The sequence below is a fragment of the Yoonia sp. SS1-5 genome (genome assembly GCF_038443705.2).
GTDB lineage: Bacteria > Pseudomonadota > Alphaproteobacteria > Rhodobacterales > Rhodobacteraceae > Yoonia > Yoonia rhodophyticola.
The window spans coordinates 1,803,400-1,829,129 of record NZ_CP151767.2; the positions used below are offsets into that span (position 1 = coordinate 1,803,400).

The 25,730-nt window shown below is 59.1% G+C and carries 26 protein-coding genes; 5 read left to right on the forward strand and 21 right to left on the reverse strand.

Annotation, left to right across the window (positions count from 1 at the left end; all coding sequences use genetic code 11):
* Nucleotides 1-21 precede the first annotated feature (21 nt).
* The 15 genes from AABB31_RS10425 to AABB31_RS10495 all read right to left on the reverse strand — a co-directional run bounded on the left by AABB31_RS10425 (nt 22) and on the right by AABB31_RS10495 (nt 17,308).
* Nucleotides 22-849 carry a 3-keto-5-aminohexanoate cleavage protein gene (locus tag AABB31_RS10425; RefSeq protein WP_342078202.1) on the reverse strand — a complete coding sequence of 276 codons (828 nt, stop codon included), beginning with the start codon at nt 847-849 and terminating at the stop codon, nt 22-24.
* Nucleotides 850-858: 9 nt separating this feature from the next.
* On the reverse strand, nt 859-1,461 hold the full coding sequence (pcaG, locus tag AABB31_RS10430; RefSeq protein WP_342078201.1) for a protocatechuate 3,4-dioxygenase subunit alpha: 603 nt from the start codon (nt 1,459-1,461) through the stop codon (nt 859-861).
* 2 nt (nt 1,462-1,463) lie between these two features.
* Nucleotides 1,464-2,171, reverse strand: a complete 708-nt coding sequence (gene pcaH / locus AABB31_RS10435; protein WP_373635803.1) for a protocatechuate 3,4-dioxygenase subunit beta — start codon at nt 2,169-2,171, stop codon at nt 1,464-1,466.
* A gap of 14 nt (nt 2,172-2,185) precedes the next feature.
* Nucleotides 2,186-2,566: a 4-carboxymuconolactone decarboxylase gene (gene pcaC, locus AABB31_RS10440; protein WP_342078199.1), complete on the reverse strand. Its 381-nt coding sequence runs from the start codon at nt 2,564-2,566 to the stop codon at nt 2,186-2,188.
* A 26-nt stretch (nt 2,567-2,592) separates the two neighbouring features.
* On the reverse strand, nt 2,593-3,762 hold the full coding sequence (gene pobA, locus AABB31_RS10445) for a 4-hydroxybenzoate 3-monooxygenase (RefSeq protein WP_342078198.1): 1,170 nt from the start codon (nt 3,760-3,762) through the stop codon (nt 2,593-2,595).
* Nucleotides 3,763-3,877: 115 nt separating this feature from the next.
* Nucleotides 3,878-4,891: an ABC transporter ATP-binding protein gene (locus AABB31_RS10450; RefSeq protein ID WP_342078197.1), complete on the reverse strand. Its 1,014-nt coding sequence runs from the start codon at nt 4,889-4,891 to the stop codon at nt 3,878-3,880.
* Nucleotides 4,891-6,153: a hypothetical protein gene (locus tag AABB31_RS10455; protein ID WP_342078196.1), complete on the reverse strand. Its 1,263-nt coding sequence runs from the start codon at nt 6,151-6,153 to the stop codon at nt 4,891-4,893. The genes AABB31_RS10450 and AABB31_RS10455 overlap by 1 nt, the downstream gene beginning before the upstream one ends.
* A 4-nt stretch (nt 6,154-6,157) precedes the next feature.
* Entirely contained in the window at nt 6,158-7,372 is a 1,215-nt protein-coding gene (locus AABB31_RS10460; RefSeq protein WP_342078195.1) for a carbohydrate ABC transporter permease, read from the reverse strand.
* Nucleotides 7,369-8,613, reverse strand: a complete 1,245-nt coding sequence (locus tag AABB31_RS10465) for a sugar ABC transporter permease (protein ID WP_342078194.1) — start codon at nt 8,611-8,613, stop codon at nt 7,369-7,371. Before AABB31_RS10465 ends, AABB31_RS10460 begins: the two co-directional genes overlap by 4 nt.
* Nucleotides 8,614-8,685: 72 nt before the next feature.
* Entirely contained in the window at nt 8,686-10,038 is a 1,353-nt protein-coding gene (locus AABB31_RS10470; protein WP_373635723.1) for an ABC transporter substrate-binding protein, read from the reverse strand.
* A 33-nt stretch (nt 10,039-10,071) separates the two neighbouring features.
* Entirely contained in the window at nt 10,072-11,166 is a 1,095-nt protein-coding gene (locus AABB31_RS10475; RefSeq protein ID WP_342078193.1) for a substrate-binding domain-containing protein, read from the reverse strand.
* Nucleotides 11,167-11,279: 113 nt separating this feature from the next.
* Entirely contained in the window at nt 11,280-13,538 is a 2,259-nt protein-coding gene (locus AABB31_RS10480) for a PAS-domain containing protein (RefSeq protein WP_342078192.1), read from the reverse strand.
* The gene (locus AABB31_RS10485; RefSeq protein WP_342078191.1) at nt 13,538-14,692 is read right to left on the reverse strand and encodes an FIST N-terminal domain-containing protein; all 1,155 of its coding nucleotides are present in this window, start codon (nt 14,690-14,692) and stop codon (nt 13,538-13,540) included. The genes AABB31_RS10480 and AABB31_RS10485 overlap by 1 nt, the downstream gene beginning before the upstream one ends.
* Nucleotides 14,693-14,728: 36 nt before the next feature.
* Nucleotides 14,729-15,424: a response regulator transcription factor gene (locus AABB31_RS10490; RefSeq protein WP_342078190.1), complete on the reverse strand. Its 696-nt coding sequence runs from the start codon at nt 15,422-15,424 to the stop codon at nt 14,729-14,731.
* Nucleotides 15,425-15,544: 120 nt separating this feature from the next.
* On the reverse strand, nt 15,545-17,308 hold the full coding sequence (locus tag AABB31_RS10495) for a PQQ-dependent methanol/ethanol family dehydrogenase (RefSeq protein ID WP_342078189.1): 1,764 nt from the start codon (nt 17,306-17,308) through the stop codon (nt 15,545-15,547).
* Between the two features lie 193 nt (nt 17,309-17,501).
* Here AABB31_RS10495 and AABB31_RS10500 point away from each other — a divergent pair, with 193 nt between their 5' ends.
* The 4 genes from AABB31_RS10500 to AABB31_RS10515 all read left to right on the forward strand — a co-directional run bounded on the left by AABB31_RS10500 (nt 17,502) and on the right by AABB31_RS10515 (nt 20,191).
* Nucleotides 17,502-18,026: a hypothetical protein gene (locus AABB31_RS10500; RefSeq protein ID WP_342078188.1), complete on the forward strand. Its 525-nt coding sequence runs from the start codon at nt 17,502-17,504 to the stop codon at nt 18,024-18,026.
* Nucleotides 18,027-18,099: 73 nt separating this feature from the next.
* Entirely contained in the window at nt 18,100-19,071 is a 972-nt protein-coding gene (locus tag AABB31_RS10505; RefSeq protein ID WP_342078187.1) for an ABC transporter substrate-binding protein, read from the forward strand.
* A gap of 46 nt (nt 19,072-19,117) precedes the next feature.
* Nucleotides 19,118-19,738 carry an ATP-binding cassette domain-containing protein gene (locus AABB31_RS10510; protein ID WP_342078186.1) on the forward strand — a complete coding sequence of 207 codons (621 nt, stop codon included), beginning with the start codon at nt 19,118-19,120 and terminating at the stop codon, nt 19,736-19,738.
* A gap of 132 nt (nt 19,739-19,870) precedes the next feature.
* Entirely contained in the window at nt 19,871-20,191 is a 321-nt protein-coding gene (locus tag AABB31_RS10515) for a hypothetical protein (RefSeq protein ID WP_342078185.1), read from the forward strand.
* A 12-nt stretch (nt 20,192-20,203) separates the two neighbouring features.
* Here the strand turns inward: AABB31_RS10515 and AABB31_RS10520 are convergent, their stop codons facing one another.
* Genes AABB31_RS10520 through AABB31_RS10545 form a run of 6 tightly spaced genes read right to left on the reverse strand, consistent with a single transcriptional unit; the run spans nt 20,204 to nt 24,873 of the window.
* Nucleotides 20,204-20,740 carry a sel1 repeat family protein gene (locus AABB31_RS10520; protein WP_342078184.1) on the reverse strand — a complete coding sequence of 179 codons (537 nt, stop codon included), beginning with the start codon at nt 20,738-20,740 and terminating at the stop codon, nt 20,204-20,206.
* Between the two features lie 59 nt (nt 20,741-20,799).
* Nucleotides 20,800-21,591 carry an ABC transporter permease gene (locus tag AABB31_RS10525; RefSeq protein WP_373635724.1) on the reverse strand — a complete coding sequence of 264 codons (792 nt, stop codon included), beginning with the start codon at nt 21,589-21,591 and terminating at the stop codon, nt 20,800-20,802.
* Entirely contained in the window at nt 21,588-22,304 is a 717-nt protein-coding gene (locus AABB31_RS10530) for an ABC transporter ATP-binding protein (protein WP_342078183.1), read from the reverse strand. The genes AABB31_RS10525 and AABB31_RS10530 overlap by 4 nt, the downstream gene beginning before the upstream one ends.
* Nucleotides 22,301-22,741 (reverse strand): hypothetical protein, encoded by a 441-nt coding sequence (locus AABB31_RS10535; RefSeq protein WP_342078182.1) that lies wholly within the window; start codon nt 22,739-22,741, stop codon nt 22,301-22,303. Before AABB31_RS10535 ends, AABB31_RS10530 begins: the two co-directional genes overlap by 4 nt.
* A gap of 9 nt (nt 22,742-22,750) precedes the next feature.
* Nucleotides 22,751-23,710, reverse strand: a complete 960-nt coding sequence (locus AABB31_RS10540) for a YVTN family beta-propeller repeat protein (RefSeq protein ID WP_373635725.1) — start codon at nt 23,708-23,710, stop codon at nt 22,751-22,753.
* Entirely contained in the window at nt 23,707-24,873 is a 1,167-nt protein-coding gene (locus AABB31_RS10545) for an ABC transporter substrate-binding protein (protein WP_342078181.1), read from the reverse strand. The genes AABB31_RS10540 and AABB31_RS10545 overlap by 4 nt, the downstream gene beginning before the upstream one ends.
* Before the next feature lie 150 nt (nt 24,874-25,023).
* Between AABB31_RS10545 and pedF the strand changes: the two genes are divergently transcribed.
* Entirely contained in the window at nt 25,024-25,722 is a 699-nt protein-coding gene (gene pedF / locus AABB31_RS10550) for a cytochrome c-550 PedF (protein ID WP_342078180.1), read from the forward strand.
* Nucleotides 25,723-25,730: the final 8 nt, after the last annotated feature.

Genomic DNA, 25,730 nt, shown 5'->3' on the forward strand with positions numbered 1-25,730 from the left:
ACACAAAAGCGGGCCTTGCCGTCAGGCGGCGAGGCCCAGTATGGCCCGGGCCTGTTCCGGGCTGGCAATCGGGCGATCATGGCGGTCGCAGATCTCGACCGCCCGTTTGACAAGCGCCGCATTGGACGGCGCCAATGTGGTCCGGTCAAGGCGCACGTTATCTTCCAGCCCGGTGCGAACATGCCCGCCCGCAGCGATCGCCCATTCGTTCAGTTCAATCTGATGCCGCCCGATCCCGGCCGCACACCACGGCGTTCCCGGTGCCAGCCGCTCAAGCGTTTTGATATAGTAGTCAAATACATCGCGATCTGCCGGCATCGCATTTTTCACCCCCATGACGAACTGAACATAAAGTTGGCCATAAAGCGCGCCGGCCTTGTGCAGGGCAACCGCTTGATGAATGTGGGACAGATCAAAGGCCTCGATCTCGGGCGTAATCCGGTACTTGCGCATTTCACCTGCCAGCCACGTCACAAGATCGGGCGGGTTTTCATAAACCCGGGTCGGGAAATTATTGGACCCTACCGTCAGTGAGGCCATGTCCGGCTGCAAAGGCAGCATTCCGCCCCGCGCTGCCCCTGCCCCGGACCGGCCGCCTGTCGAGAACTGAATGATCATCTGGGGACAATGGGCGCGCAGCCCCTCTTGCAGCTGCGCAAACTTGTCGGGATCACTGCTGGGGCTGCCATCATCGTTGCGCACATGACAATGTGCGATGGTGGCCCCTGCCTCGAACGCCTCATGGGTGCTTTCAATCTGTTCAGTCACCGTAATCGGGACCGCCGGGTTATGCGCCTTCGTCGACACTGACCCGGTGATCGCGATGCAAATGATACATGGTTTGCGCATCCAAGCCCCCTAGATATCCAGAAAAACAGTCTCTGCCGCACCTTGCAGACAGATGTCAAACCGGTAGGCATGATCCCCGGTTTTCTTGCAGATCAGTGTACCCCGCCGGTCCGGGTCCACAAGCTGCCCAAGCAGCGGATCACGTTGATGGGCCGTCTGATCCTGCGGAAAATACATACGCGTATGCAACCCGATATTGATCCCGCGCGCCACAATCCAAAAGGTGATATGGGGCGCATTTTGCGTGCCATCGGGTAGCGGCCGGGCACCCGGCTTGATCGTCTCAAATTGGAACAGCCCGCTATCAGGGTCGCAGCCGCTGCGCGCCCAGCCCAGAAAGTTCGGATCGGCCTTGCCCCGCGTCTCAAGGTCCGACGGGTAAAGGCCGGTCGCATCGGCCTGCCACAGCTCGACCATCGCGTCCGTGACCAGCGCCCCCGTCCCGTCGGTGATGACCCCTTCGACAGTAATGGGCGGTCCGCTGATCGAACCGCGCCGAACCGTGCTGCCCAAATTAGCGTCGGGGCGCTGGATACCCACCACTTTCGGCAAACACCCGATATGCAAGTAGGGACCTGCGGTTTGAGACGGTGTTTCCTTGTGCTGATCCATCGTCACAAACCCGCGGTCCGGTTTTCAAATGGCGTCTGATGGCGTCCGCGCAGCGTGATATCAAACCGGTAGGCAAGCATATCCATGGGGACGGCCCTGTCCATATCCAGCCGGGCGGTCAGCCGGTCGACCGCCGCAGGATTGCCAAGGCTGTTGACAATGGGGCAAAGCGGGATCAGCGGATCCCCCTCGAAATAGAATTGTGTGATCAGGCGCTGCGCAAAGCTTGGGCCAAGGATGCTAAGATGAATATGCGCAGGTCGCCACGCATTCGGGCCATTTGGCCACGGGTATGCGCCAGGCTGGATCGTCCGGAATGTGTAAGCCCCGTGCGTGTCGGTCATCACCCGGCCACAGCCGCCAAAATGTGGATCTAGCGGGGCAAGGTAGCCGTCATTGTGATGCCGGTAGCGCCCCGCAGCATTGGCTTGCCATATCTCGATCAGGGTGTCGGGCAGCGGCCTGCCATTCTGGTCAGCGACCACACCATGAACCAAAATCCGCGGCCCAATCGCCGCCTGCCCTTCCGCTCCGTAATTCAGGATCAGATCGTCATCGCGCGGCTGCAGGACGTCATGGCCAAAAACCGGCCCGGTTTCTTCGGGCAGCGCCGTCGGCATGTGCAGAAGTGGCGCATGCGGGCTGCGCAAGATAGTTGTTTTGTAATCCGGGGTCAGTGCAGCAGGTTGCCAATCACGGTCCCGCGCCATGAACGGGCCTTTGGTCACGACGGAATTTCCATCTCGGCAATGGTTTCCTTGGCGAGGGTGATCGCATGGTTGGCTTTGGGCACCCCGGCATAGACCGCCACATGCAGGAAAGCCTGCATGATATCCTCGGCCGAGGCGCCTGTGTTGCGGCAGGCGCGGACATGCATCGGAATTTCGGCGTAACTGCCCGTTGCAGCCAGAACCGCCAGGGTCAGCATCGACCTTTCCCGCCGCGTGATTGTATCATCAGCCCAGACCGTGCCCCAGGCCGCGTCGGTGATCAGGTCCTGAAACGGGGCGTCAAATTCTGTCTTGGTGGCTTCGGCCCGATCAACATGTATATCACCCAAAACTTCGCGTCGGATGGCCATTCCGCGTCTTGCCTTGTCGTCCATGGATCCGCTCCTTTGTTTGTGGTTCATCAATACGGCAGGCCGACATAGTTTTCGGCCATCGCCCTTTGGGCGGCTTCACTGCTGCGCAGCAAGGACAGCTCGGCCGCCTGCAGCTTTTGGTCAAACCCGGATTGGTCCGGATAGCGGTGCAGAAGGGATGAAAACCACCACGAAAACCGTTCGGCCTTCCACACCCGTGCAAGGGCCTTTGCCGAATAACCATCAATCCCGCCTACACTGCCGCTTTCGTAGAAATCGACCAGGGCGTGATAGAGATAGTACACGTCCGATGCCGCCGTGTTCAGCCCCTTTGCACCTGTTGGCGGCACGATATGGGCCGCATCACCGCACAGAAACAGGCGGCCCCAGCGCATCGGCTCTGTCACGAATGAGCGCAAAGGCACAACGGATTTTTCAATGGATGGGCCGGTGACCAATGCGGCGGCTTGATCGGGCGGCAACCGCAACCGCAATTCATCCCAGAAGGTGTCATCGCTCCATCGTTTTACGTCGTCGGATGCGTCACATTGCACATAGTACCGGCTGAGATTTTCATTGCGCATCGAACACAGGGCAAAGCCGCGCGGCGCGTTGACGTATATCAGTTCGTCGTTGACGGGTGGTGTCTCACTCAGGACGCCCAGCCATCCAAACGGATAGACCTTTTCGAATTCCTGCCGCTTGTCCGCGGGAATGGTCTTGCGGCTAACGCCGTGAAATCCGTCGCAGCCCGCGATGAAATCGCAGTCTATCCGCCGGGTCTGGCCGTCCGCGTCATAGGTCACATGCGGGGTTTCGGTATCTGCGTCATGGATGGTGACATTCTCGGCGCAGAACACGGTTGGCGCCCCGCTTTCGGCGCGGGCATTGTAAAGATCGCGCGTCACTTCGGTTTGGCCGTAGACCATGACGGGCTTGCCCGTCAGCGCCACAAAGTCGATGCGGAACATATCGTTGCCATCCGATAGCAGCGTGCCATCATGGACGAACCCTTCGGCGCGCATCCTGTCGGCGCAACCGGCCTCGGCCAATAGGGACACTAGCCCCTGCTCCAGTACACCTGCCCTGATCCGGCCCAACACATGGGCCTTGGTCTGCCGTTCCAGCACAACCGCATCGACCCCGCGCAGATGCAGCAACTGCGCCAGCAGCAGGCCAGACGGGCCACCCCCGATGATCGCGACCTGTGTTCGCATCTCGCCCTCCCCGCGATTGCAAACAGAGTGATCGAATGTCACCCGCAAGTAAAACGCAAAAACGGTCTCAAAACGACCGAAGGCGGGCGCGGGTTATGATCTGGTCTGGAACGCCTCAGATCACCTGATCGTCTGCGTCAAAGAAATGCACCCGCCCATCTTCACAGATGATGCTCATCGGGTCACCGGGGCCAAGCGTGGTATCCCCCGAGATCCGCACATTGATCTGCACACCATCACCGCAATCCATGACCACAAATGTATCCGCGCCCAGATATTCCAGCACATCGACCCGCCCGTCGATATGACCCGCGCCCGGTTCTGCCAGGCGCGCATGTTCGGGGCGAATGCCCACCTGCACGGCACCATCCGGTGGCGTCAGCCCGGTCATATGCCGGGTTGGCAGAACATTCATCCGGGGCGACCCGATGAACTGGGCCACAAAAAGGTTCGCAGGGCTTTCATAGAGCTCGCGCGGGCTGCCGACCTGCGCGATCCGGCCCCCTTCCAGCACCACGATCCGATCCGCCAGGGTCATCGCCTCGACCTGATCATGTGTGACGTAGATCATCGTCGATTTCAGGGTCTGGTGCAGTTTGGCGATCTCGTAGCGCATCTCGACCCGCAAGGCCGCGTCCAGATTTGACAGCGGCTCGTCAAACAAAAAGGCGGTCGGGTCGCGGACAATGGATCGGCCAATGGCCACCCGCTGACGCTGCCCGCCGGACAGGTCCTTGGGGCGGCGATCCATATAGGCGTCAAGCTTCAGAACCCGGGCCGCCTCGTCCACCTTTTCGGCGATTTCCGCGGCAGGCAGCCCGGCGGATTTCAGGGGAAAGCCCACATTGTCGCGCACCGACATATGCGGATAAAGCGCGTAGGACTGAAAGACCATCGCCAGCCCGCGTTTGCTGGGCGGTTCTGCCGTGGCATCCCGATCGCCGATCATGATCTGCCCCCGACTGGTTTCTTCCAGCCCTGCGATCATCCGCAGCAACGTCGACTTCCCGCAACCAGACGGCCCGACAAAGATGACAAACTCGCCCTCTGCAATCTCCAGATCGACGCCTTTGATTACCTGGATATTGCCAAACCACTTTTCGACATTGCGCAGCGCGATAGAGGACATCAGGCCGCCCCTTTCATTTCACTATCGGGTTTATGACGCGCCCAGGTCAGCCAGATTGCAGCGGTCCAGGTGAAATCTGCCCCACCACAAGGGGCCGCATCCAATGGATCGAAATATTCCCAGAACCCATGTTTCTGCAGCATCATTTCCGTCTCTGCCCGCAGCCTTTCAGCCAGATCCGCACGACCGTTTTCCGTAAAACCAATCGCCAATAGCGCGTTCAGAAACGGCCAGGACGGCCCGCGCCAGTATTTGCGCGAATGAAAGCTCGGCGCTTCGGGGTCCGCCGAAGGGATACCATAGCTGACCGCGTCCCAGACCCGCATCAGTTGCGTATCTAGTTCGGTGTTTCCGGCACCGGCCAGATAGGCAAGAAACGCCCCCGACCCCAGGACATTTGCAAACGCGCCGGTCCGCAGGTTGCGCGCGTCATACGCGCCGAGTGCCGGGTTCCAGATTTGCGGCAGCGCGGATCGCAATGCGGCAGCCCATTCTTCGATCTGCGAGACATCATGGCCCAGCGCTTGGCCAAGTACCGCCAGATCCCGGTGGGCCCGCAACAGCACAAAGGTGGTTCCCGGGTCCGACATCAGGAACGGCCCCTCATCCACGATGGTCTTGTCATCCCAACCACAGTTTCGGCCAAATTCCACAATGGTGATGTAGCGGTCGTAATCCTCTTTTGTGGGGCGCATGTCGGGATCGACATGGCCTGTATCCCGGCGGGTATATGGCCCGACCGATGACCCATCGACCCCAGCCATCCCAATATCCCAATCCGGGCAATTGTCGCGCCCACTTTCCCATGGATGCACGATTGCCGCAGGGCCGTGGGTGCAGCGGACCTCGTGCCACCAGCGGTGCCAGGCCAGAAGTTTGGGGTAAAGGGCTGCAAGCCTGTCCCGGCCTGCGTCGGGGTCCATTTCCCAGACAAGCCGCGCCATGGTGGCCGCAACAGGAGGTTGGGTGATCCCCGATGTGGGCGGCGTCTGCCCCGTTCCCCAAACGTCCGGTCCGGGGAAATAGCCCGGATCAACCTTGTGAAAGATGATGTGGGGAACCATACCGCTGGGCCATTGGCTGGCCATCAGCGTATCAAGTTCATCCCAGGCACGCGGATTATCGAATGTCGCAAACCCCCATGCGGCAAAGGCGCTGTCCCAGTTCCATTGATAGGGATAAAGCCCGTGAGTTGGCAGCGTATAGCCGCCTTTGTCATTCAAACGCAGGATCGCGCGGGCCTTGTCATCAAGATCAGTCATATCGTTATCCTTTGACGCTGCCCGCAGTCAGGCCTTTGGTCATAAATCGTTCCAATCCCAGAAACAGCGCCATGATCGGAACAGTGGCAACCACGGAACCGGCCATCAGGTGCTGCCTTGGAATTTCAGAGGAATTGAGCGAGGCAATGCCCCGCGTAAGGGTGAATTTGCTGGGGTCATCCAGCAACATGAAGGCCAGCAGGAACTCATTCCACGCGATCATGAACACATAGAGCGACACTGACGCCATGGCAGGCAGCGACAGCGGCAGCGTGATTTTCCAGATCACCTTGAGCCGGGACAAACCATCCATCAGCCCCGCCTCTTCGACCTCGGCCGGTAGCCCGCGGAAATACCCCTGCAGCATGTATAGCGCGACCGGAATGGTCGTGACCGGGTAGATCATGATGATCCCCACCAGCGAATTGCGCAAACCCGTCATGGAAAAGGCAATATAGATCGGCAAGGCCAGAACGATCATCGGCACCATGTAGATCAACAGAATAGAGCGCGAGAAGGCCGCCCGCCCCTTGAACCGCAGCCGCGCAACCGCATAGGCGCCGGGCACCGCAAACAAAAGCGTGATAAAGACCGTCAGCACGGAAATCAGAAATGAGTTGACCAGATAGGTGCCGAAATTGAACTGGGTGAACAACTCGTCGTAGGATCGGAACAGATCCCAGCCCTTGGACAGATCAACCGAAAAATCCAGCGGGTTCTGGATAAGCTCTGCCTGATTTTTCAGGCTCGTCAGCACCATCACATAGAATGGGATCAGCACGATAGCCGTGAAAAAGATATAGCCAAAGCCGGTCAGGAATTTAATCACTGCGCCCTCGAACTCGTGACGGGTCAACGCCTTGGCGGGCATATCATCAAGGATCACATGAACCGACCACACAAAAGCCACCGACAGGGCGGTTGCCGCAAAGATCGACGCAAAGGCGCTGGCCTCTGGCCCGACAACCAACGGCCCAGAGGCCAGCAGGATCAGAATAACAAGCGAGGCCGTGCCCATAACTTCGCCCCAGAAGTCGCCCAGACGCTGCGAGATCGTATAGCCGATGATCCCGCCCCATAGCAGCGACAGCAGGATATGGGGCCGGAACGCCTCGCCCGTCGAAAAGCTCATCGCGACGGCGACCGTTGTCGACAGGACAACCATCCACAGCGCGCCCAAAAGCGGGCCGATGACAAAGCCGTAGCGAAGCGCACTCATAGCCCTTCCTCCCGACTGATGAATTTGAAGAAGAAGGCCGAAAACAGCAGCAGGCAGCCAAAGATCACCACCGCCACAGCCGCACCCGCACCGATATTGGACACGGCAAAGGCCTGCTCGTAGACATTGACGGTCAATGTCCGTGTCCCTGCATTGCCTCCCGTCAGCAGAAAGATGTCGTCGAACTTGTTAAAGGTCCAGATAAAGCGCAGCAGGAACAGCACCGACAGGATGCCCAGCAATTGCGGAACGCTCAGCGCCCAGAATTGCTGAAACGGCGAGGCCCCGTCCATATCGGCAGCCTCGTACATGTCGGTATCAATGCTTTGCATCCGGGCCAGGATGAACAGGAAAGACAGCGGAAAGTACCGCCAGATTTCAAAGATCGTCACCATGATCAGCGCCAGTGGGCGTTGACCGAAAAAGTTGATCGCTTCTTGCGTGACGCCCATCTGGATCAGCAACGCATTGGCCGAGCCCGAGAAGGGGTCAAACAGCAATATCCACGCGAATGCGACCGCAATAATCGGTGAGACATAGGGAAACAGATAAAGGCCCCGCAGAATGCCCTGCCCTTTGAAAGACTTGTTCAACAGCAGCGCCGCGAACAGGCCAAAGAGCAGCGCACCTATTGTGCCAAAGACGGTGTAGAACATCGTGACCCAAAACACCGACCAGAACTCTGCCCCGTCAAAGACACGCTTGAAATTGTCCAGGGTGAACGTGGCATTGGTCAGCACATTGGACGCACTGCCAGTCACGTCAGCGGCGCTGTCTTGCGGCCGCAAGGCGTTGTCGAGATAGGGTTGTGCGACGATCGCCGGGAAGGTCAGGCTTTCGCGGTATCCACCCTCGATATCGCCAAGGTCACAGCGCAGGGCGCGGTCATCCAGCGTACAACGCGGATCAACCTCGGTGATGGTCAGGCCTTCGGGGACGGTATCGGCGAAAGTGACCCCAAGGATCGGTTGTTCCTGCGAGGAATTGCGCAAGCGGTATCGGATCGTCGCCTGATCGCCCACGGCCTCGTCATCACCACGGATATCCTCGCGCAGCACCACCTCGGGGGCGCGCAAATCCGCAAGCGAGACGGGTTTGACGCTGATCCAGAAGATCGCAAGCAATGGCAGCAGCACCACCAGCGCGACGGCGGTGATCGTGGGGGCCAACAGACCCCAGGCCAGACGCGCCTCTATCCGCGCAAGCGGGCCGGTGCCCTTTGGTGGGGATGTCTCAGACATGGCAGATGTCGCATTTCATCGGGAAAGGCCCGCCCCGGAATACAATGCCCGGGGCGGGATGATTTTCAGCGTTTACTCGACACCGGCAATAGCCGTGTTCAGCTCTGCCACTGTCGCGGCTGCGTCACGCTCACCATCAATATACTCTCTGACCAGACGATTGATCACTTGGGAGTTGATGATTTTAGAGGCCGTGGCCAGCTGCCCATCTGCAACGCCCCAGCGCTGTGCGACGTCCAGACCACCAACGATCTCGCCGATCATCGCCGCGTCATACAGATCGCCAAGCGGCGCCTTGCGGTCCACGCCGACATCAAGGGTCGCCCACAATTCGCTGAACTTGCCGGGCTCGTCCACCGTACCGCGACGGACCGGGAACTTGCCTTCCGGTGCAATTGCAAGGGTCTGCCCGTAGCCTTCGGTCATCGAGTATTCGACAAATTCCATCGCCGCATCTGTTGACGCATCTGATGTGATCCCGAAATAGCGCACGTCACCCCAGGCTGCCCCGTCAGGGTTGGATGGCCCCGAGAAGTTCGTCACGATGCCTGTCGCTGCCGCCAGATCGGTGCTGGTTGGGTCATCGTTGATGGTTGGCGGGGCGCTGTCACGCAGGCCAGCAAGTTCATCCAGAATGAACGGCGACCAGATGATCATCGCCGCATTGCCCGAGAAATAAAGCGACCGCGACTGATCCCAGTAAAGATCGCCGGGGGGCGAGGCCTCGGCAATGGCCTTGTAGAATTCCAGCACCTCGATTGTCGCGGCTTCATCAAGTTCGGCAATGCCGTCAGGTCCGACAGGCGAGACGCCATTTGCAAGGAACACATGTTCCAGCACCTGGCTCATGAAGTTTTCATCAATCTTGGTCGCGGCGACAAAGCCATACATCTCGGGCGGGTTGTGCAAGGCCTCAACCGCTGCAAGCACGTTGGCATAGGATGTTGGTGGCTCCAGCCCCGCTTCGGCGAATTTATCGGCACGGTAGACCAGCATCTGGGTCCAGCCATCGACCGGAACTGACGCATACCCACCATCAGCAGCGGCCATTGAAAGGGCGCCGGGCGCGAAGGTTGACGGATCAAGGTTTTCCACCACATCCGTTGCCGCGTCAGTGTCGAGGATTCCCGCCTCGGCCCAAGGCAGTGCGTATTGCAGCGGGTGATAGATGATGTCGGGCAGATCGCCTGCCGCAAATGCGGCTGTGGCCCGTGTGCCCAGATCGGTCTCTGACACCGGGATCACCTCGACCGTGTGGCCCGATGCAGCAGCAAAATCAGCCGCCATCTGTTCCTGACGTGCCAGACGCTCTGGCTGTTCTTCGGTTGTCCAGAACCGGAGCGTTTCTGCACCGGCTGCAACAGATGACAGCACCAAGGCGGTGGCTGCCCCCATCAGCAACGCAGATGTTTTATTCAGTTTCATGGTGTTCCTCCCTTTGAGTATCTTGGATTATTCTTATTGCGCCATCTGTTTGGACGATGATGGCCAATTCCGGGCTGGCGGGCCAACGGACCCGCGATTGAGAAAAGTGGCTGGGACCTCTTCGCGCAGCGTATCCAGGGGTTCGCCCTTGATGCGCCGGATCAGCAATGTGCTTAACCGCTTGCCGGAATTTGTGAAATCAACTGCAAATGTGCTGAGCGGGGGTTGGGCATGCCCGCCATCGGGCGTGCCATCATAGGATATGACAGAAACATCCTTGCCGATTGTCAGACCCCGCGCCGCCGCGGCCCGGTAGACACCAAGGGCCGCAAAATCGACAGCACAGACGATTGCCGTTGGCCGTTGCGGTGTATCAAGCAGGGCGTCGGCTGCGGCGGCCCCTTCATCCACGGTCACGGCATTTTCCTTGATATGTGCAGGATCAACGGGCAATCCCGCTGCGGCCATCGCCTGCATGAACCCCGTGTGGCGCAAGGCGGCATATGTGTATTGCCGCCCGCCATTGATAAAGCCGATGCGCCGATGCCCCAGCCCCACCAGATGCCGCACGGCCTCTTGCATGGCCCCCTCGCCCAGAACATCAAACCACGCGCAGCCGGCCGGATCGGGGTTGCGTCCAAACAGGACAAACGGCACATCCGCCTGCCGCAACATGGCGACGCGGGCATCATTGATCATCGGGCGCGGCAGGATGAACCCGTCAACCTTGCGGTCCGCGATCATGCTACCAAACATATCCAGCGTATGCTGCGGGCTGTCAGAGGCGGCGATGGTCAATGTCCAGCCTTCGGCGCTGGCCCCTTGCGACAGGCCGGACAGGAATTCCGCCAGAAAGGGCCGCTGGGAATCGTGATCGGCCATCTGGATCACCAGGCCCAGCGACTTGGTCAGACCGGTACGAATAGCCTGCGCATGGCTAAGCGGGCGATAACCCATCTTGTCCGCCATCCGGCGCACACGCAGCTGGGTCGAGGCCGAGATATCCGGATAAGCATTCAGCGCTCGTGAGACAGTGGATTTGGTCACCCCCAAGGCGCGCGACACATCCGCGATGGTCACACGCGGTGACCTTGCCGTCAGATGACCTTGCCGACCGGTTACGCCCATGATGTCCCCCCTTGGAGAATCAAGATCGGTTCCGAAACCGGTTTCGGCAAGAAAAATATTAAATTAGTTCCCGCCAAGGCGCCGAAAGACCCGTCATCGCAGCGCATCGCAAGCTACGTTTCGGGCGATGACACCAGTTTTGCGATCGGAAATTCGAAGCCGCCCATCCGCGCAGGCTGGGCGCGCGTGCCGGTCAGAAAGGTCAGCAGCTTGTCACGGTCAATCGGCTTGGCCAACAGGCTAAGGCCCGCTGCATTGCAATCCTGCTGCAGCTCCCTGCTGCGATCCGCGGAAATGATCGCTGCAGGCACAGCGCCGAATTTCTGCTGAATATCGCGGTACAGCATCAGACCGTCTGCGCCTGCCCCAAGCTGATAGTCCAGCAGCAGCACATCCGGCACAAGCTGGATTTCACGCAAAAGCGCCAGCGCCTCGGCGGCGTTCTGGGCCAGCAGCACCTCGGCCCCGTGGTTTTCGACCATCAGTGACATCGCATGAGCGACCTGTTGATCATTCTCGACCAGCAACACGATCATGCCGCGCAGCACATCACCCAGCGCTGCCGGATCATCGGACGGTTTTGGTATGCTCGCGGCATCGACCGTTGCAACCGGCACGTTGATCGAAAAGCAACTGCCATGCCCCGGACGTGACCAAAGGCTAAGCTCGTGACCAAGCCCCATGGCAGCCCGTTCGACAATGGCAAGCCCCAGACCAAGCCCGTCATTTGTGGCAACACCGTCCAGGCGCGCAAATTCCTGAAAGATCGTTTGGGTATCATCTTCGGCAATGCCGGGGCCGGTATCCCAGACCTCGACCCGGGCAGAGCCGCCATTGCGCCGCACACCGACAATCACGCGCCCCGTCACCGTGTATTTCACTGCATTGGCAATCAGGTTCTGCAGGATGCGGCGCAGATAGCCCGGATCACTGATCACACTCAGACTGCTATCAACAACCGTCAGCTCCAACCCCTTCGCCCGCGCCACCGGCGTCAGTTCATCCCGCAATGGCCCGAGGATGGCCGAAAGCTTGACCGCCCGGACATCAAAGACGGCCTTGCCCGCATCAAGTTTCGAGATATCCAGCAGCGCCTCGATTATATTCTCAACCCCGGACAAGGCCGTTTCGGCCTGTGCCAGCACCTTGCGCGTCTGCGGTTCGGTCAACTGGTCCGACAGCGACGACATGAATAATTTTGCGGCTGACAGGGGCTGCAACAGATCGTGGCTGGCCGCCGCAACAAAGCGGGATTTGGAGGCATTGGCGCGCTCTGCCTCGGCCAGCGCCTCGCCCAGCTCTTCGGTGCGTTCCATCACGCCGCGTTCCAGCGTTTCATTGATATCGAACAGCGCCTGGGCCGCTTCGCGTTCGGCGGTCACATCCGTGAAGCTGATCACAAATCCACGATCCGGCATTTCCTGCGCAAACACGCTCAGGGTCTGGACATCGTTGCGGGTGATCTCGAATGCAATGGGTTTGCGGCGCGACCGGTGATTGGCCCAGCGCGCCAGTCGCGCCCTGTCAAAATCGCCATGGAATGTCAGCTCGCTTTCGAGCATGTTCAGCAGGGCGGAAAAGGCAAGGCCACGAATAGCCCTGTCAGGGGCGACCGCAAGGATGCCGTTCATCGTCTTGTTCCAGCCCACAAGCGTCTTGTTGTGATCAAAGATGCAGACACCCTGATTGAGGTGATCCAGCGTGGCTTGCAGGATGCGGGCCTGCTGGTCCAGCATCTCATCGCGCTGCTGTCTTTCGGATCGCATCATCTCGGTCACGTCGGTCTGCAGGATCACCGTTCCGCCGCGCGCGGTGCGATGTTCGCTGATCTGCAGCCACCTGTTCCACATCAGGCGCACGTTGAACACAACATGGTCGCTGCTATGGCGTGACAGGCGTTTGGCAGCCCAGTCCTGCGGCGTTTCGTCCGAGGACAGCGCCAGATGTGTGCTTTGCGACACCAGATCAACGTAATCGGTAAAGTGCAGCCCTTCGGACAGGTGCTGGGTAATGTCGGCGACGTCACGACAGAAACGGCTGTTGAACAGAACCAACCGCTCGTCAGGGTCGAACAACGCAAAACCCTCGTTGATGGTTTCAATGGCCTCGGTGATGTTGGCGCGGGCGCGTTCGGTCTCGGTATGGGCGGCCTCAAGCTGGGCGTTGGATTCCTGCAGCAGATCCAGCGTGCGCTCAAGCTCCTTGGTGCGTTCGCGCACCTGCGTTTCCAGCAAGGCGGCGCGCTCGAACTGCTGATAGGCCAGCCCGGATTGGTCGTTCTTCTGCTCGACCCGGCGCATCAGCGACTGGGTGATTTGCAGCAGTTTTTCGTTCTGACGCGACAGGGTATCGTTGGGATTGATGATCGACATTACGGCACCTGCGCCTTGCGATAGAAGGCGACGCCCGTCATCGTCTGATTGACGTGAAGCGGCCCGATCTGTTCGCCATAGGTCGAAAAGCCGGTCACGTTATATTCCGACAGCAAGGTCGAGATTTCGCGGCTCATCTGGGTTTGTTCAGCCTCGATGCGCCGCAGAATGCAGTCACACCCGATGATATCCGTGGGGGTGGCATCTGCGGAAAGGACCTCCATCCGCGCCCGCAGATGATCTGCCATATTCTGGGGTTCGGCCACGGTCAGCACCATCCCCTCGTCAATGGCAGAGAAAAAGACAAGCTCGCCCGCCTCATTGACCTGCTGGATCGCGCGGACATGGTGATCGCCCCCAATCCGCACCACAACCGGGTGCGAGGCAAATGTAAAACGATCCAGCTGATCGGGGTCCTTGCCGACGATGCGCGCATATTCCCGTGCGGCCGGTTCGGCATTGATAGATTTCACGATGCGACGTTCGGGATCCGCATCGGTCACCACCATCTGCGTTTCGGTCGGGATCAGATGATCCAGGCTAAAGACCTGGGTCTGATGTTGGCTGCGGATCAGCGTCAAAACCGCGCCATTGGTCATGATCTGCCCGTTCAACGCCACCAAAGTGGCCTGAAAATCGGTCCCATCCCCTGCAGATGCCCCGAAAAGCGGCATATCCCGCAACGCAGGCGAGATCGTGGCCGTCAGCGTGTCTTCCCGCCGGGACAACCCGTCGACAATCAGAAAGGCAAAGCCGGTCTCCATGTCCGGGTTGCGATCTTGCAAGGCGACCCGTTCCTGGGCAATGCGGTCTGTTTCGGCCTCGGCCTGAAACCGGTCCAGATTGGCAATCGCCAGTGACGTGGCCGCAAAATCCGCGCTGGGAAAACCGATGGCGACAATCAGCCCCTCGTCATATCCGCCAGCGCCAATTTCACCGGCTGTGGTGCAGGCCACAACCACGGTATCGGGGTAAAGCGCGCTGGCCTCACCAACCACCGCTGCAAAGTCAATTTGCGGGGTTACAAACAGGATCAGCAGGCAAAGCGGCGTGTCGCCCAGACGGCTGCCAAGTGCGGCAACAGGCGATGTCGTTGAACAACGCACCTCGGCCTTTCGCAAAAGGCCGGATTGCAACGGAAGCTCCGTTGTCATGTCTGATAGTCCTCCCGGAACAGGAGGATAGGACGTTTATTTTGCGTTTGGCAATGTGTTAAAAAACCGCGCCTCTTGGGCCACAAGCACTGCTTGTGTTCGGCGCTGGACACCCAACTTGCGCATGATCGCCGTCACATGCGCCTTGACCGTGCCCTCGGCAATCGACAGGTCATAGGCGATCTGCTTGTTCAGTTTACCTTCGCAGATCAGTTCCAGAATGCGGCCTTGCTGATTGGTCAGGGATGACAGCCGTGCGAGCGTCCGGGCATAGTCGTCCCCGTCCGGGGCATCGACAAAACCGGCGGGCTTATAGACCTTGTTTTCGGCGATCTCTGCCAGCGCCTCTTTGAACACGGCGCGTCCCGAATGTTTCGGAACAAAGCCTGATGCGCCAGCGGCAATCGCTGCGTTGATGATTGCGTTGTCCGTCACGGATGAGACGATCACAACCGGCGACTTGTCGGCGCATCGCTTGATCCGGATCAGGCCGTCCAGCCCGCTGACATCCGGCAGATTCAGATCCAGCAGGATCAGTGCAGGGGCAGGCGCGTGCTCTAGCTGTTTGAGCCCGGCCTCCATGCAATCGGCGGTCTTGACGTCATCGAACCGGTCAAGCGCGCGCAAGGTCAGTTCCAGCGCATCACAAAAAAGCGGATGATCATCAATGATCAGCGCCCAGCCACGCTGTGCCTGTGTTGTTGCAGATGCCGAATGTTCAACCATTGCCATGGGTCAAGCCTAGCAACACCGCGATCAATTTTCCAATTCGCCAAAGGTCCAATACAATAAAAAAGACGCGCCACCGTGGGGGAGGCGCGCCTTTTCATCGGCCGTTCGAAGTGTCTAGACCTAGTTTGCGGCCAATTGCTGTGGCAGTCGGAAAGTCCAGAGCAGACCACCCTGATTGAGGTAGTTGACCGCACTTGCGACCTCACCGCCCCAAAGTGGTACCGCACCACCCCAACCGGAGATGACGGTCACGAACTGTTCGCCATCCTGTTCCCAGGTCACAGGCTGACCAACGATGCCCGACCCCGTCTGAAAGGACCACAGAACCTCGCCGGTTTCATCGTCAAAGGCAATGAACTCGCCCTCTGGCGTGCCGGTAAAGACAAGCCCACCTGCCGTTGTCATCACGCCGCCCCACAATGGGCCGGGGTTCTTGAACTCCCAACGAAGCTCGCCAGTATCAGGATCCATTGCCTTGAGGCTGCCGATGTGATCGGCATAGTTCGGCTTGATCGTGAAGCCCGCGCCAAGATATGCGGCGCCCTGCTTGTAGGTGATCGGCTCGTTCCAGATATCCATGCCCCATTCGTTGGAGGGCACGTAGAACAGGCCGGTCTCGGGCGAATGGGCCATTGGCATCCAGTTCTTGCCGCCAAGGAAGGATGGCGAGGCAAAGATCACTTCGCCCTTGTTGCCATCGGCCGCCGCGGCCGGATCACCGGGCCGGTTTTCTTCGACAAAGATCGGCCGTCCGGTGTCATCAATCCCTTCTGCCCACGAGATGTCTTTGACAAACGGCGTGGCCGAAACAAAGGCACCATCTTCGCGGTTCAGAACGTAGAAGAAGCCGTTTCTGTCGGCGGTGGCAAACCGGTCGTTTCCGTCCCGGTCGGTATAAGCCACAACCTCGTTCACACCATCATAGTCCCAGCCTTCGCGGGGCGTTGTCTGGAAGTGCCATTTGATCTCGCCGGTGGCCGGATCAATGCCGATCCGCGATGCAGCATAGAGGTTATCACCCGCATTGCCTTCGGTTGGTGTGCCTGCATTGCGCAGGTGGCTGTTCCACGGTGCAGGGTTACCCGTACCAAAGACCAGTGTATCGGTATCGGCATCATAAGAGCCGCCAAGCCAGGTGGCCCCACCGCCAGTCTTCCACATATCGCCGGGCCATGTGGCGTTCAGTTCACCTGTCATGGTGCTTTCTTCGCCGTTCAGGGTGCCCATATGGCCTTCGATCACCGGACGAGTCCAGACCAGATCGCCGGTCTCGGCATCGCGCGCCTGAACTTCACCGACAATCCCGAATTCGCCGCCCGAGTTACCGGTGATGATCAGCCCGTTCACAATCAGTGGCGCGGCGGTGTAGCTGTAGCCGGCCTTGTAATCGGCGATCTTCTTGTTCCAGACCACATCGCCAGTCATCCGGTTCAGGGCGACGATACGTGCGTCCAACGTGCCGAAATAGACGTTGTCACCATAGATCGCCGCACCCCGGTTCACCACGTCACAGCACGGCAGAATGCCTTCGGGCAGCCGGGCGTCATATTGCCAGATCTCGCGTCCGGTCTTCACGTCGATGGCATACATCCGGCTATAGGACCCGGTGATGTACATCATGCCGTCATAGATCAGCGGCTGGGTTTCCTGCCCGCGCTGCTTTTCACCGCCAAGCGAAAACGCCCAGGCGGGAACAAGGTTTTCCACATTGTCCTTGTTCAGAATATCAAGCGGTGAGTGGCGCTGCAGATTGCGGCCCATGCCGTTGGTCAGCACATCCGCGGTGCTGGCGGCATCGTTCAATAGCATTTCTTCGGTGACCTGCGCCAGCGCAAGACTTGCGCTGGCAATTGCGGCGGCCACAACAGTTACGAACCTTTTCATCTGGTTCCTCCCATTTCCCATTTGAGATCGCAAAGTCCACGCATCGGGCAGACTGATCCGCCGCCAGTAAACGCCCAAAAGGCAAACTGCGCATATTGAACCTTGGTCGTACGACCCCTGCGGGCTTGACGGCGGGGGCTGACCCCCGTGCAGAATGCGACTCGCACCAGTTGGCGTGATGGGGGGATAACCGATGGTAAAGTGGCTGCCGGTTTTGATAGTGACGGCACTGGCCAATCCAGCGGCCGCCGAAACCCGCGATGTTTTTCTGCAAGACGCGGACGGCGCCCGGATCAAGGTGGCCACGCTGACCCTGGCCGAGAATGACAGCTACACCATCACCATGAACGACGCTGCATTCAGCGATCATTTTCTGTCCATGCGCCCGTTCAAATGTCTCGAGGGGCCAGCCAAACATTGGTGCCATGTCCCCTATCCATATGACATCAATCGCAGCCTGTCAGATGACCTGATTGATCTGGAATATGATCTATTATTCGTGTGGAAAGGTGCGACCGAATACGGGATCAACATGTGGAACGGGGTCTATTACCAATTGAATACGGTGGACGGAAAACTGCTGGGGACCCTGCACGAGATTGATATGGAAGGGCTTGCCGTGCCACCGGGTGCGGGCGTGATGCGCCCGGTCCGCGCCCAGGATTTGCACCCCAGTGACCCCGATGGCCACTGGTTGCCCTATCTGATTGTCGAATGACCAAACCCCGCCTTTGGTCGTATTCCCGGGCGGTCAGATATCGCTAGTCTAAATGCCGAACAGGGAGGCTTAGATGACATTTTTCAAAACGCTTGGCGGCGCAGTTGCGGCGGTCTGTTTGGCCACAGCAGCCATTGCCGACACGCCCACATTACGCGCGGCCGTGCTCAAATTCGGCACCGTCAACTGGGAGCTGAACACGATCAAGCATCATGCGTTGGACACCGAAAATGGCTTTGTGCTTGATGTGCAGGGCGTTGCCGGCGGATCGGCGGCGAAGGTTGCGTTTCAGGGTGGCGAAGCTGATGTCATCGTATCCGACTGGTTGTGGGTGGCGCGTCAGCGCGCAGCAGGCAAGGATTTTGTGTTCATTCCGTATTCCAAGGCCGTTGGTGGCATCATGGTCCCCGCTGACAGCCCCGCCCAGACCCTGCCTGATCTGGCCGGCACCAAGATTGGCATCGCCGGTGGTCCATTGGACAAAAGCTGGCTGATCCTGCAGGCCTACGCCCAGAAAAACCACGATATGGACCTCGCGGATCAGACTGAACAGGTCTTTGGCGCGCCGCCGCTGATCTTCGGGGCGGCCACCTCGGGCGAGGTGGATGCCGCCATCAATTTCTGGCATTTTGGCGCAAAGATGCAGGCCGGTGGCATGCGGACCCTGATGGATGTCTCGCAAGCCTCTGCCGATCTGGGGCTTGATCCCGAAACGCCCCTTTTGGGCTATGTGGTCAAGGGCGAGCTACTGCGTGACAACCCTGATCTTGTGAACGGGTTTGCCCAGGCGTCCCGCAGCGCCAAGGACATGCTGGCCGCTGATGATGCGGAATGGGACCGCCTGCGCCCGAACATGAACGCCAAGACTGATGCGCAGTTTGACGCCCTTGTTGCGGGGTTCCGGGCCGGCATTCCCGCCCCCGGACCAATTGACGAGGCCGCCGCCGGTCGCATGCTGGAATTGATGTTCCAGCTGGGCGGCGCGGAACTACTGGGCGAGGCCACAACACTTCCCGACGGTACATTCGTCCAACCAGCAAGCTGAATTGAACCAGACTGCCACTCACCATGACCAAAGAACGGGCGCCACGGTGCCCGTTCTTGATTTACGACTGCGCGCATTGGGCTTTGGGGGCAAGCAAATCCTCGGGCCGATCAACCTTCAGCTTCCCCGCGGGCAAACACTCGCCCTTGTGGGGCCATCGGGCATCGGGAAATCCTCACTTTTGCGCATCTTTGCGGGGCTAGTGCGCCGCTATGAAGGCGATTGCGCCGTGCATGGCAAAACCGCCATGGTTTTTCAGGAACCCACGCTGCTGCCCTGGCGCAGCGCGCGCGACAACATCACCATTCCAACCGGCGTGACCAGCGATATTGCCGATGCCGCATTGGAAAGCGTCGGGTTGGGTCAAAGGGCCGCGGCCTATCCCGCACAGCTTTCACTTGGGCAGCAGCGCCGCCTGTCACTCGCCCGCGCCTTTGCGGTACAGCCGGACCTGCTGTTGCTGGACGAGCCCTTCGTCTCGCTCGATCCCGCACTGGCCACCGAAATGATGGATTTGTTTTCCGAACTGCGCGCAGCCCATGGCGTGACCACCGTTCTGGTGACCCATGTCGTGCAGGAAGCCAACCGGCTGGCCGACAGGATCGTCACACTGGCCGGTGATCCGGCTGTCATTCACGATGACAGGATGGTAAGAACCGGCAGTTGACGCCAAAGCGGGAGGATCCCATCGCACCGCCCAAGCCAGGTCTGTCCTTTCAAACGGCATCTGCGCGATGACAACCTGTTCGCAATCATCGAGGGTGACGGGCCGCATGACCCGCCATGGCAGCATGATTGGATGGATTTTCTGCAAAAATGGGTGCCCGGCGTGACCGGTGCGCCGCTGTCAACCGACCGTGGCAAGACGATCTGGGACAAGCATCTGCCATATGTCAGGACCACCGATAGCTTCGATCTGATCTCGGACCCGGTTGTGCAAAGCATTGCCGATTTCGTGCTTTGCCAGCACTCCCGCAACACGTTTGCGCCGTCGAAAATGGGAAACCTGCGGGATCAGTTTGATGCAGAACTGGTAGCACTATTGCGGCCCCATGCGGATAGTGCCGGCAATCTGACCTTCCGGTCATCCACCAGGCTGACGCTTGTACAAATCCTCTGACATTCTGCGCATTCAGAACAATGGCGCGTATTTCCAGTTATCCGCGTCAGGCGTGACCTCGTTCAGGTCATAGTCGGCACCTTGCAGCCGCTGCGCGATCTGCAAACCGGCACCGGCGGCCTCATCAACCAATTGCCGACCCAGGACCTCGTCACGGGCGACGCCGTGACCGCGCATCAGGTTGATCCCGTAGTTGAATTTGCCCACCGGATCCCCCAGATCGGCCGCGCGCCGGTCCCATTCGGCGGCAGCATCAGGGCTGTAGGGCGCCCCAAGACCGTTATTGTCCAGCTGGCTCATCCAGGTCATCGCGCCGGTATAGCCATCCTCTGCGCAATTGCGAAACAATGTGCGCGCCGTGACGTGATCGCCGGATTTGGTCAACGCGTAGCCCATAGAGCAAAGCACCATATCCGTCTCGCCATTTTCGGCCCGTTCCAGATAGCGCTGCCAGGTCATCTCGTCGGGGTTGGTGGTCCCGTATTGGTCAAGATCTTCGGCAAAAGCGGGTGCAGCCAGCAGGGCAAGAGGCAGGAGTATCTGTTTCATATGCAGGGCTATAGCATATCCCGCTGGTTACTTCATTGTTCAATTGGTCATAGAATGGGTCAGGATTTGCGACGTATCCCTGTGCCTTCCGGGCTATAGCCCCACAATGCAGCACCGGAAAAGGCAATTGCCGCCAGCAAGGTCCAGCCCAATGCGCTTGGGTTCACCTGGCCATAAAGCGCAAAACGGATCAGTTCGACCGCATGGGTAAACGGGTTCAGCGCGCAGATATCATGCAAAAGGTCCGAGGATTCCGCCATTTTCCATAGCGGGTAAAGCGCCGATGACAGAAAAAACATCGGGAAGATCACGAAATTCATCACCCCCGCAAAATTTTCCAACTGTTTGATGAAGCTTGACAAAAGCAGCCCAAGCGCCCCCAGCATCAGCCCCGCGATCACCAGCGCAGGCAGCACGGCGATATAGCCCAGCGCAGGCATCTTGATCCCGTAAAGCGCGGCGATCATCAGGAACGCATAGACCTGCAGGATGGAAATCGCCGTTGCCCCCAACAGCTTGCAGGTCAGCAGCCACCAACGCGGCATCGGGCTGGTCAGCAACAGCTTCATCGACCCCATTTCCCGGTCGTAGATTAGCGATAGTGACGATTGCATCCCGTTGAACAGCAGGATCATCCCACACAGGCCCGGCACGATATAAGTCTCGTAGCTGATGTAGGTCTGGTAAGGCGGGATGATCGACAGGCCCAACGCGGCCCGGAACCCTGCTGCGAAAACCAGCAACCAGACCAAGGGACGCACCAGTGCCGCAACAAACCGTTCGCGCTGATGAATGAAACGCAAGGCCTCGCGCTTGATGATCGCAATCAGTGCGGTCAGATAACCGGTCATGTCAGTGCCCCGGTCAGGGCCAGAAACGCATCTTGCAGCGGCACATGCCCTTGAATGTCACGCGCATGACCATCTGCGAGGATTTTGGCCTGATGCAGAATGACCAGCCTGTCATCCGCCCGCACCTCATCCGCCAAATGTGTGGCCCAGAGGATCGTCGTTCCATCCTGTGTCAGATCATGTACATGATCCGTGATGCTGGCCCGCGACGCGGCATCAAGACCAACGGTCGGTTCATCCAGCAACAGCACCGCTGGCGCATGCAGCAATGCACGCGCGATTTCCGTGCGACGTTTGTGGCCACCATTCAGGGTCCGCGCCTTTTCACCAGCCCGATCCGCGATATCCAGCCGGTCCAGCACCGCATCAATCCGCGCGGCCCGCTCGCGGCCCGCAATGCCATGAAGTGCTGCGAAATAGGACAGGTTTTGCCTGACTGTCAGGTCGAGGTCCAAGGTCGTTTGCTGAAAGACAATCCCAAGGGTCGCAAGTGCCGCACGCGGCTGCGCCTGCAGGTTTATGCCCCCGATCTCGATATCACCACGCGGGGCCACGAAAAGCCGGGTCAACAGGTTGAACAAAGTGGACTTGCCCGCCCCGTTCGGGCCAAGAAGGGCGCAGAAATCCCCTGTCCCTACCTCAAAACTGATATCATCAAGGGCCTTTTTCGCGCCGTAGCTGTAGGACAGGTCTGCGACGCGAATGCCTGTCATTGAATGGTGATCTCAACCCGCTGGGTTTCGCCCGTCGTGCCGGGGATTTTCATGTAATAGGCGCCCGGTTTGATGGCGATAAAGCCGATCTCCATCTCGCCCGCCTCGTCAAATTCGACGCTGTCCAGACCCAGAGGGCGGATTTCCAGCCCTTCGACCACGATCTCGTCAATCCAGATGGCGCGGAAAAATTCGGGGCCGACAAGTGCGAGTTCCTGACTACCGTCACCCTGAATTTCGAACTCGTAATAGGTGCCGGATTTCAGAACCCATGGCTCGGCAGAGATCGGTTCACCTGCGGACAGAATGATGGGTGGCAGGTTTTCCTTGTTGCTGCCGGACAACAGGCCAGCCGCCCCAAAGGATGGGGTGTCGTCGTCATCCGCCACGGCAGAAGACGCAAGGGCCAAGGCGGCAAAAAGGGCCAAGTATTTCATATCAAACCTTTATTCTGTTGGACGATAGGCAGCGCCCCATGGGAAGCGGCCAACCTTGATGGATTTGATCGCCTCACGCGACGCGACATCAATAACGGTCACATCGCCGGACACACCATTGGTCGTGAACAGCTGTGACTTGTCCCCGTTGAAATCCATGTGCCAAACACGGCGACCGACGAGGATATAGTCCTCCACCTCGAATGTCTCTGCATTCACCACGGCGATGTGGTTGGACGGGCCAAGGGCGACAAAGGCGGTTTTTTCATCCGCGGTGAACTCAAAACCGACGGGCTGCACCCGGTCCGGGTGGACGCCCTGTACCTCAAAGTCGATCTTGCCGATCTCCGATTGGTCTTCGACGTTGAAGATCGTGATCGTGCCGCCGATTTCAGAACTGACCCACATTTGTGTGCCATCCTTGACGAATTCCGCGTGACGCGGGCGGCTATCAACCAGCGTGTTGGCAAACAGCTCTTGGGTTTCGGTATCAATCCAATGGGCCATATTGGTCGTCTCGGAGGTGGTGATCGCGATCTTTCCATCGGGGGACACGGCCATGCCTTCGGGTTCCACCCCTACATCAATCTGCGCGATGACCTTGCGGGTTTCGGTGTCGACCACGGTGGTGATCGCATCATCCTCATTCGCGATATAAAGATGCCGGTCATTGGGATGCAGAACGAATTGTTCGGGATCCTCGCCAGAGGGCAGATCATGCAGGATTTCACCCGTGTTCGGGTCCATCACCTGCACCGCGTCACTGTCAGAGGCACATATATACAGAACACTGTAATCCTTGGAAAAGGTGATGCCGCGCGGGCGTTCGCCGGTCGGATAGGTCTTGATAACTTCCAATGTCTCGGTCGAGATCACCGAAACAGTGTCATCCTTTTCATTGGTCACCCAGATTTCGCCGGCGGTAACGGGTGATGCCAGACTCGCGGCAAGCAGGGCGGTGCGGATCATTCAAAGGCCTCACAATTGCTTTCGGGTTGGTCCAGCCCAAGGGTGTCGAGTTCATTGACCTGATGCAAGAACCCTTCCAACGGGGCCTGCGCAACCAATGCGCGGGGATGCGCGATGGCGATTGGCTGGCGCAGCTGACCATTCCAACGCCGGTAGGTCAGCGGGCGCCCCTTGAACCCTGCCAACTCGAACGCGTCCGACAGGATGTAGGCGCGCAATGTTGCCAGATCAGCGGTATCCGTGCGGGTCACGGCCTCGCCCAATGTGCGGATCGCGGCCCAGGCTGCATAGTCCTGGCTGGTCATATCGCGGGCATGTTCTTCTTCAAAACGGCTTTGCAATTGGGCGGCACCCCATTGTTCAATCACGGGCGACCAGGTGACCGCCGTCAGCCCCTCGGACCCTGCAACGGGCCGTGCTTCCCACGTATTATAGAGAACGTAGCGCCCAAAATCGTGCAGCTCGTCAGCGATGACCATCACGTCATAGTCGCCGAAATCCTGCGTAAACAGCGGCACCTCCTGTGATGCTGCACGCCGCATATCTGCGTCGAAAGCCCATGTTTTTTCGGCCCGCAGATCGAGACCGAATTTGGTCAGGCTATCCCGCAGCGCCGCTGCATAGGCCAGATCCTGTGGATGGGTGCCCGCGATCATCACCAGATCGTCCCAGCGTCGGGTCAGAAACATCTGCGCCAATGCATCGGTGCGCATCGCGTCAGACGGCAGCGTATGCAGCAGATTGGCCCGGCATGCATCATCACGCAAGGTCGTGTCACCCGAGGCCGTATTGAACAACAGCGCATCTTGCGCTGCAGGCAGGTCGGCTATGGCAAGCAGAATATCTGCCGGGGCATCCAGGATCAGATAAGGCGAGGCTGACAACATCTCGGTTGCCGCCGCAATCGGATCATCCCCTTCTTCCAGCTGGGTGACTGCCAACGCATAACTGTGCCCCAGAAACCGCCCTGTCGTCAGATTGTCCGACAGGCCGGTCATCGCGCCAGCCACACCGATATCGGCGGGCTCTGGGTCAAGATTGGACAAGGTCGGGGGCTGTTCCTCGAACACGGACAGGTACCCGACAGACAAGGTCACCTCGGCACCCGCCAGACTTGCGCTGCAACACAAAGAGCCGACCAAAGACAGAAAAATCCCCCGCATGGTAGCCACGCTAACAAAGCGTTTACACTTGGTCGAATAAGACCTTGGTCGTGGTTTTGCGGGATACATAACCAAGGTCCTATACCACCCCGACCGAGGACCTGCCTAAGATCGGCGCAACAGCCAATTTGCCCGCCGGGAGACACCGCAATGCAAGCATCGAAATTTCGACATTTTCTGGCCGCCAGCGCCGTCCTGACAACCGCCACATTGGTCAGCGCGCATGGCGACGTGAACCCACAACCGGTTGATACCGCCGGTCTGCCCGAAACGGGCGAGGAATGGTTGACAGAAAACCCCTACCGCGCCGAAACAGCTGGTGAGGATGTCTGGCTGAAAGCAGTGCAGGTAGGCGCATCGGGGTATAATCAGAACTGCGCGCGCTGCCACGGGCTGGAAGTTGTTTCAGGCGGGCTTGCCCCCGATCTGCGTTTTCTGGAGGCCGAGGAATATGGCGACGAATGGTTCATGGAACGGTTTCGCCATGGTTATACCCAGAACGGCACCACCAAGATGCCCGCCTTCGGCGATCTGCTGGGGCAGGATGCAGCTTGGGCCATCCGGACTTATGTCGAAACCCGCCCGGATGATCTGGTGATGGAAGAATTCACCGACGAACTGGCCAGCCTGCGCGACGCGATGGACAACTACGCCGTTGATGCAGCCGGCGCGGATGCCGACGCGCTCAAGGCTCGTTTGGCCGAAATTGCCGCTGAAATCCCCACAATGTCCGGCGCACCAATCGCCGACAGTGTTGCATTCCGGGCCGTCAGCATCATTGATGGGACAGCCGAGGGCTACAAATCCGCGGCGCAAACGCTCACAATCGGACTATCTGCAGCACAATGAGGACAACA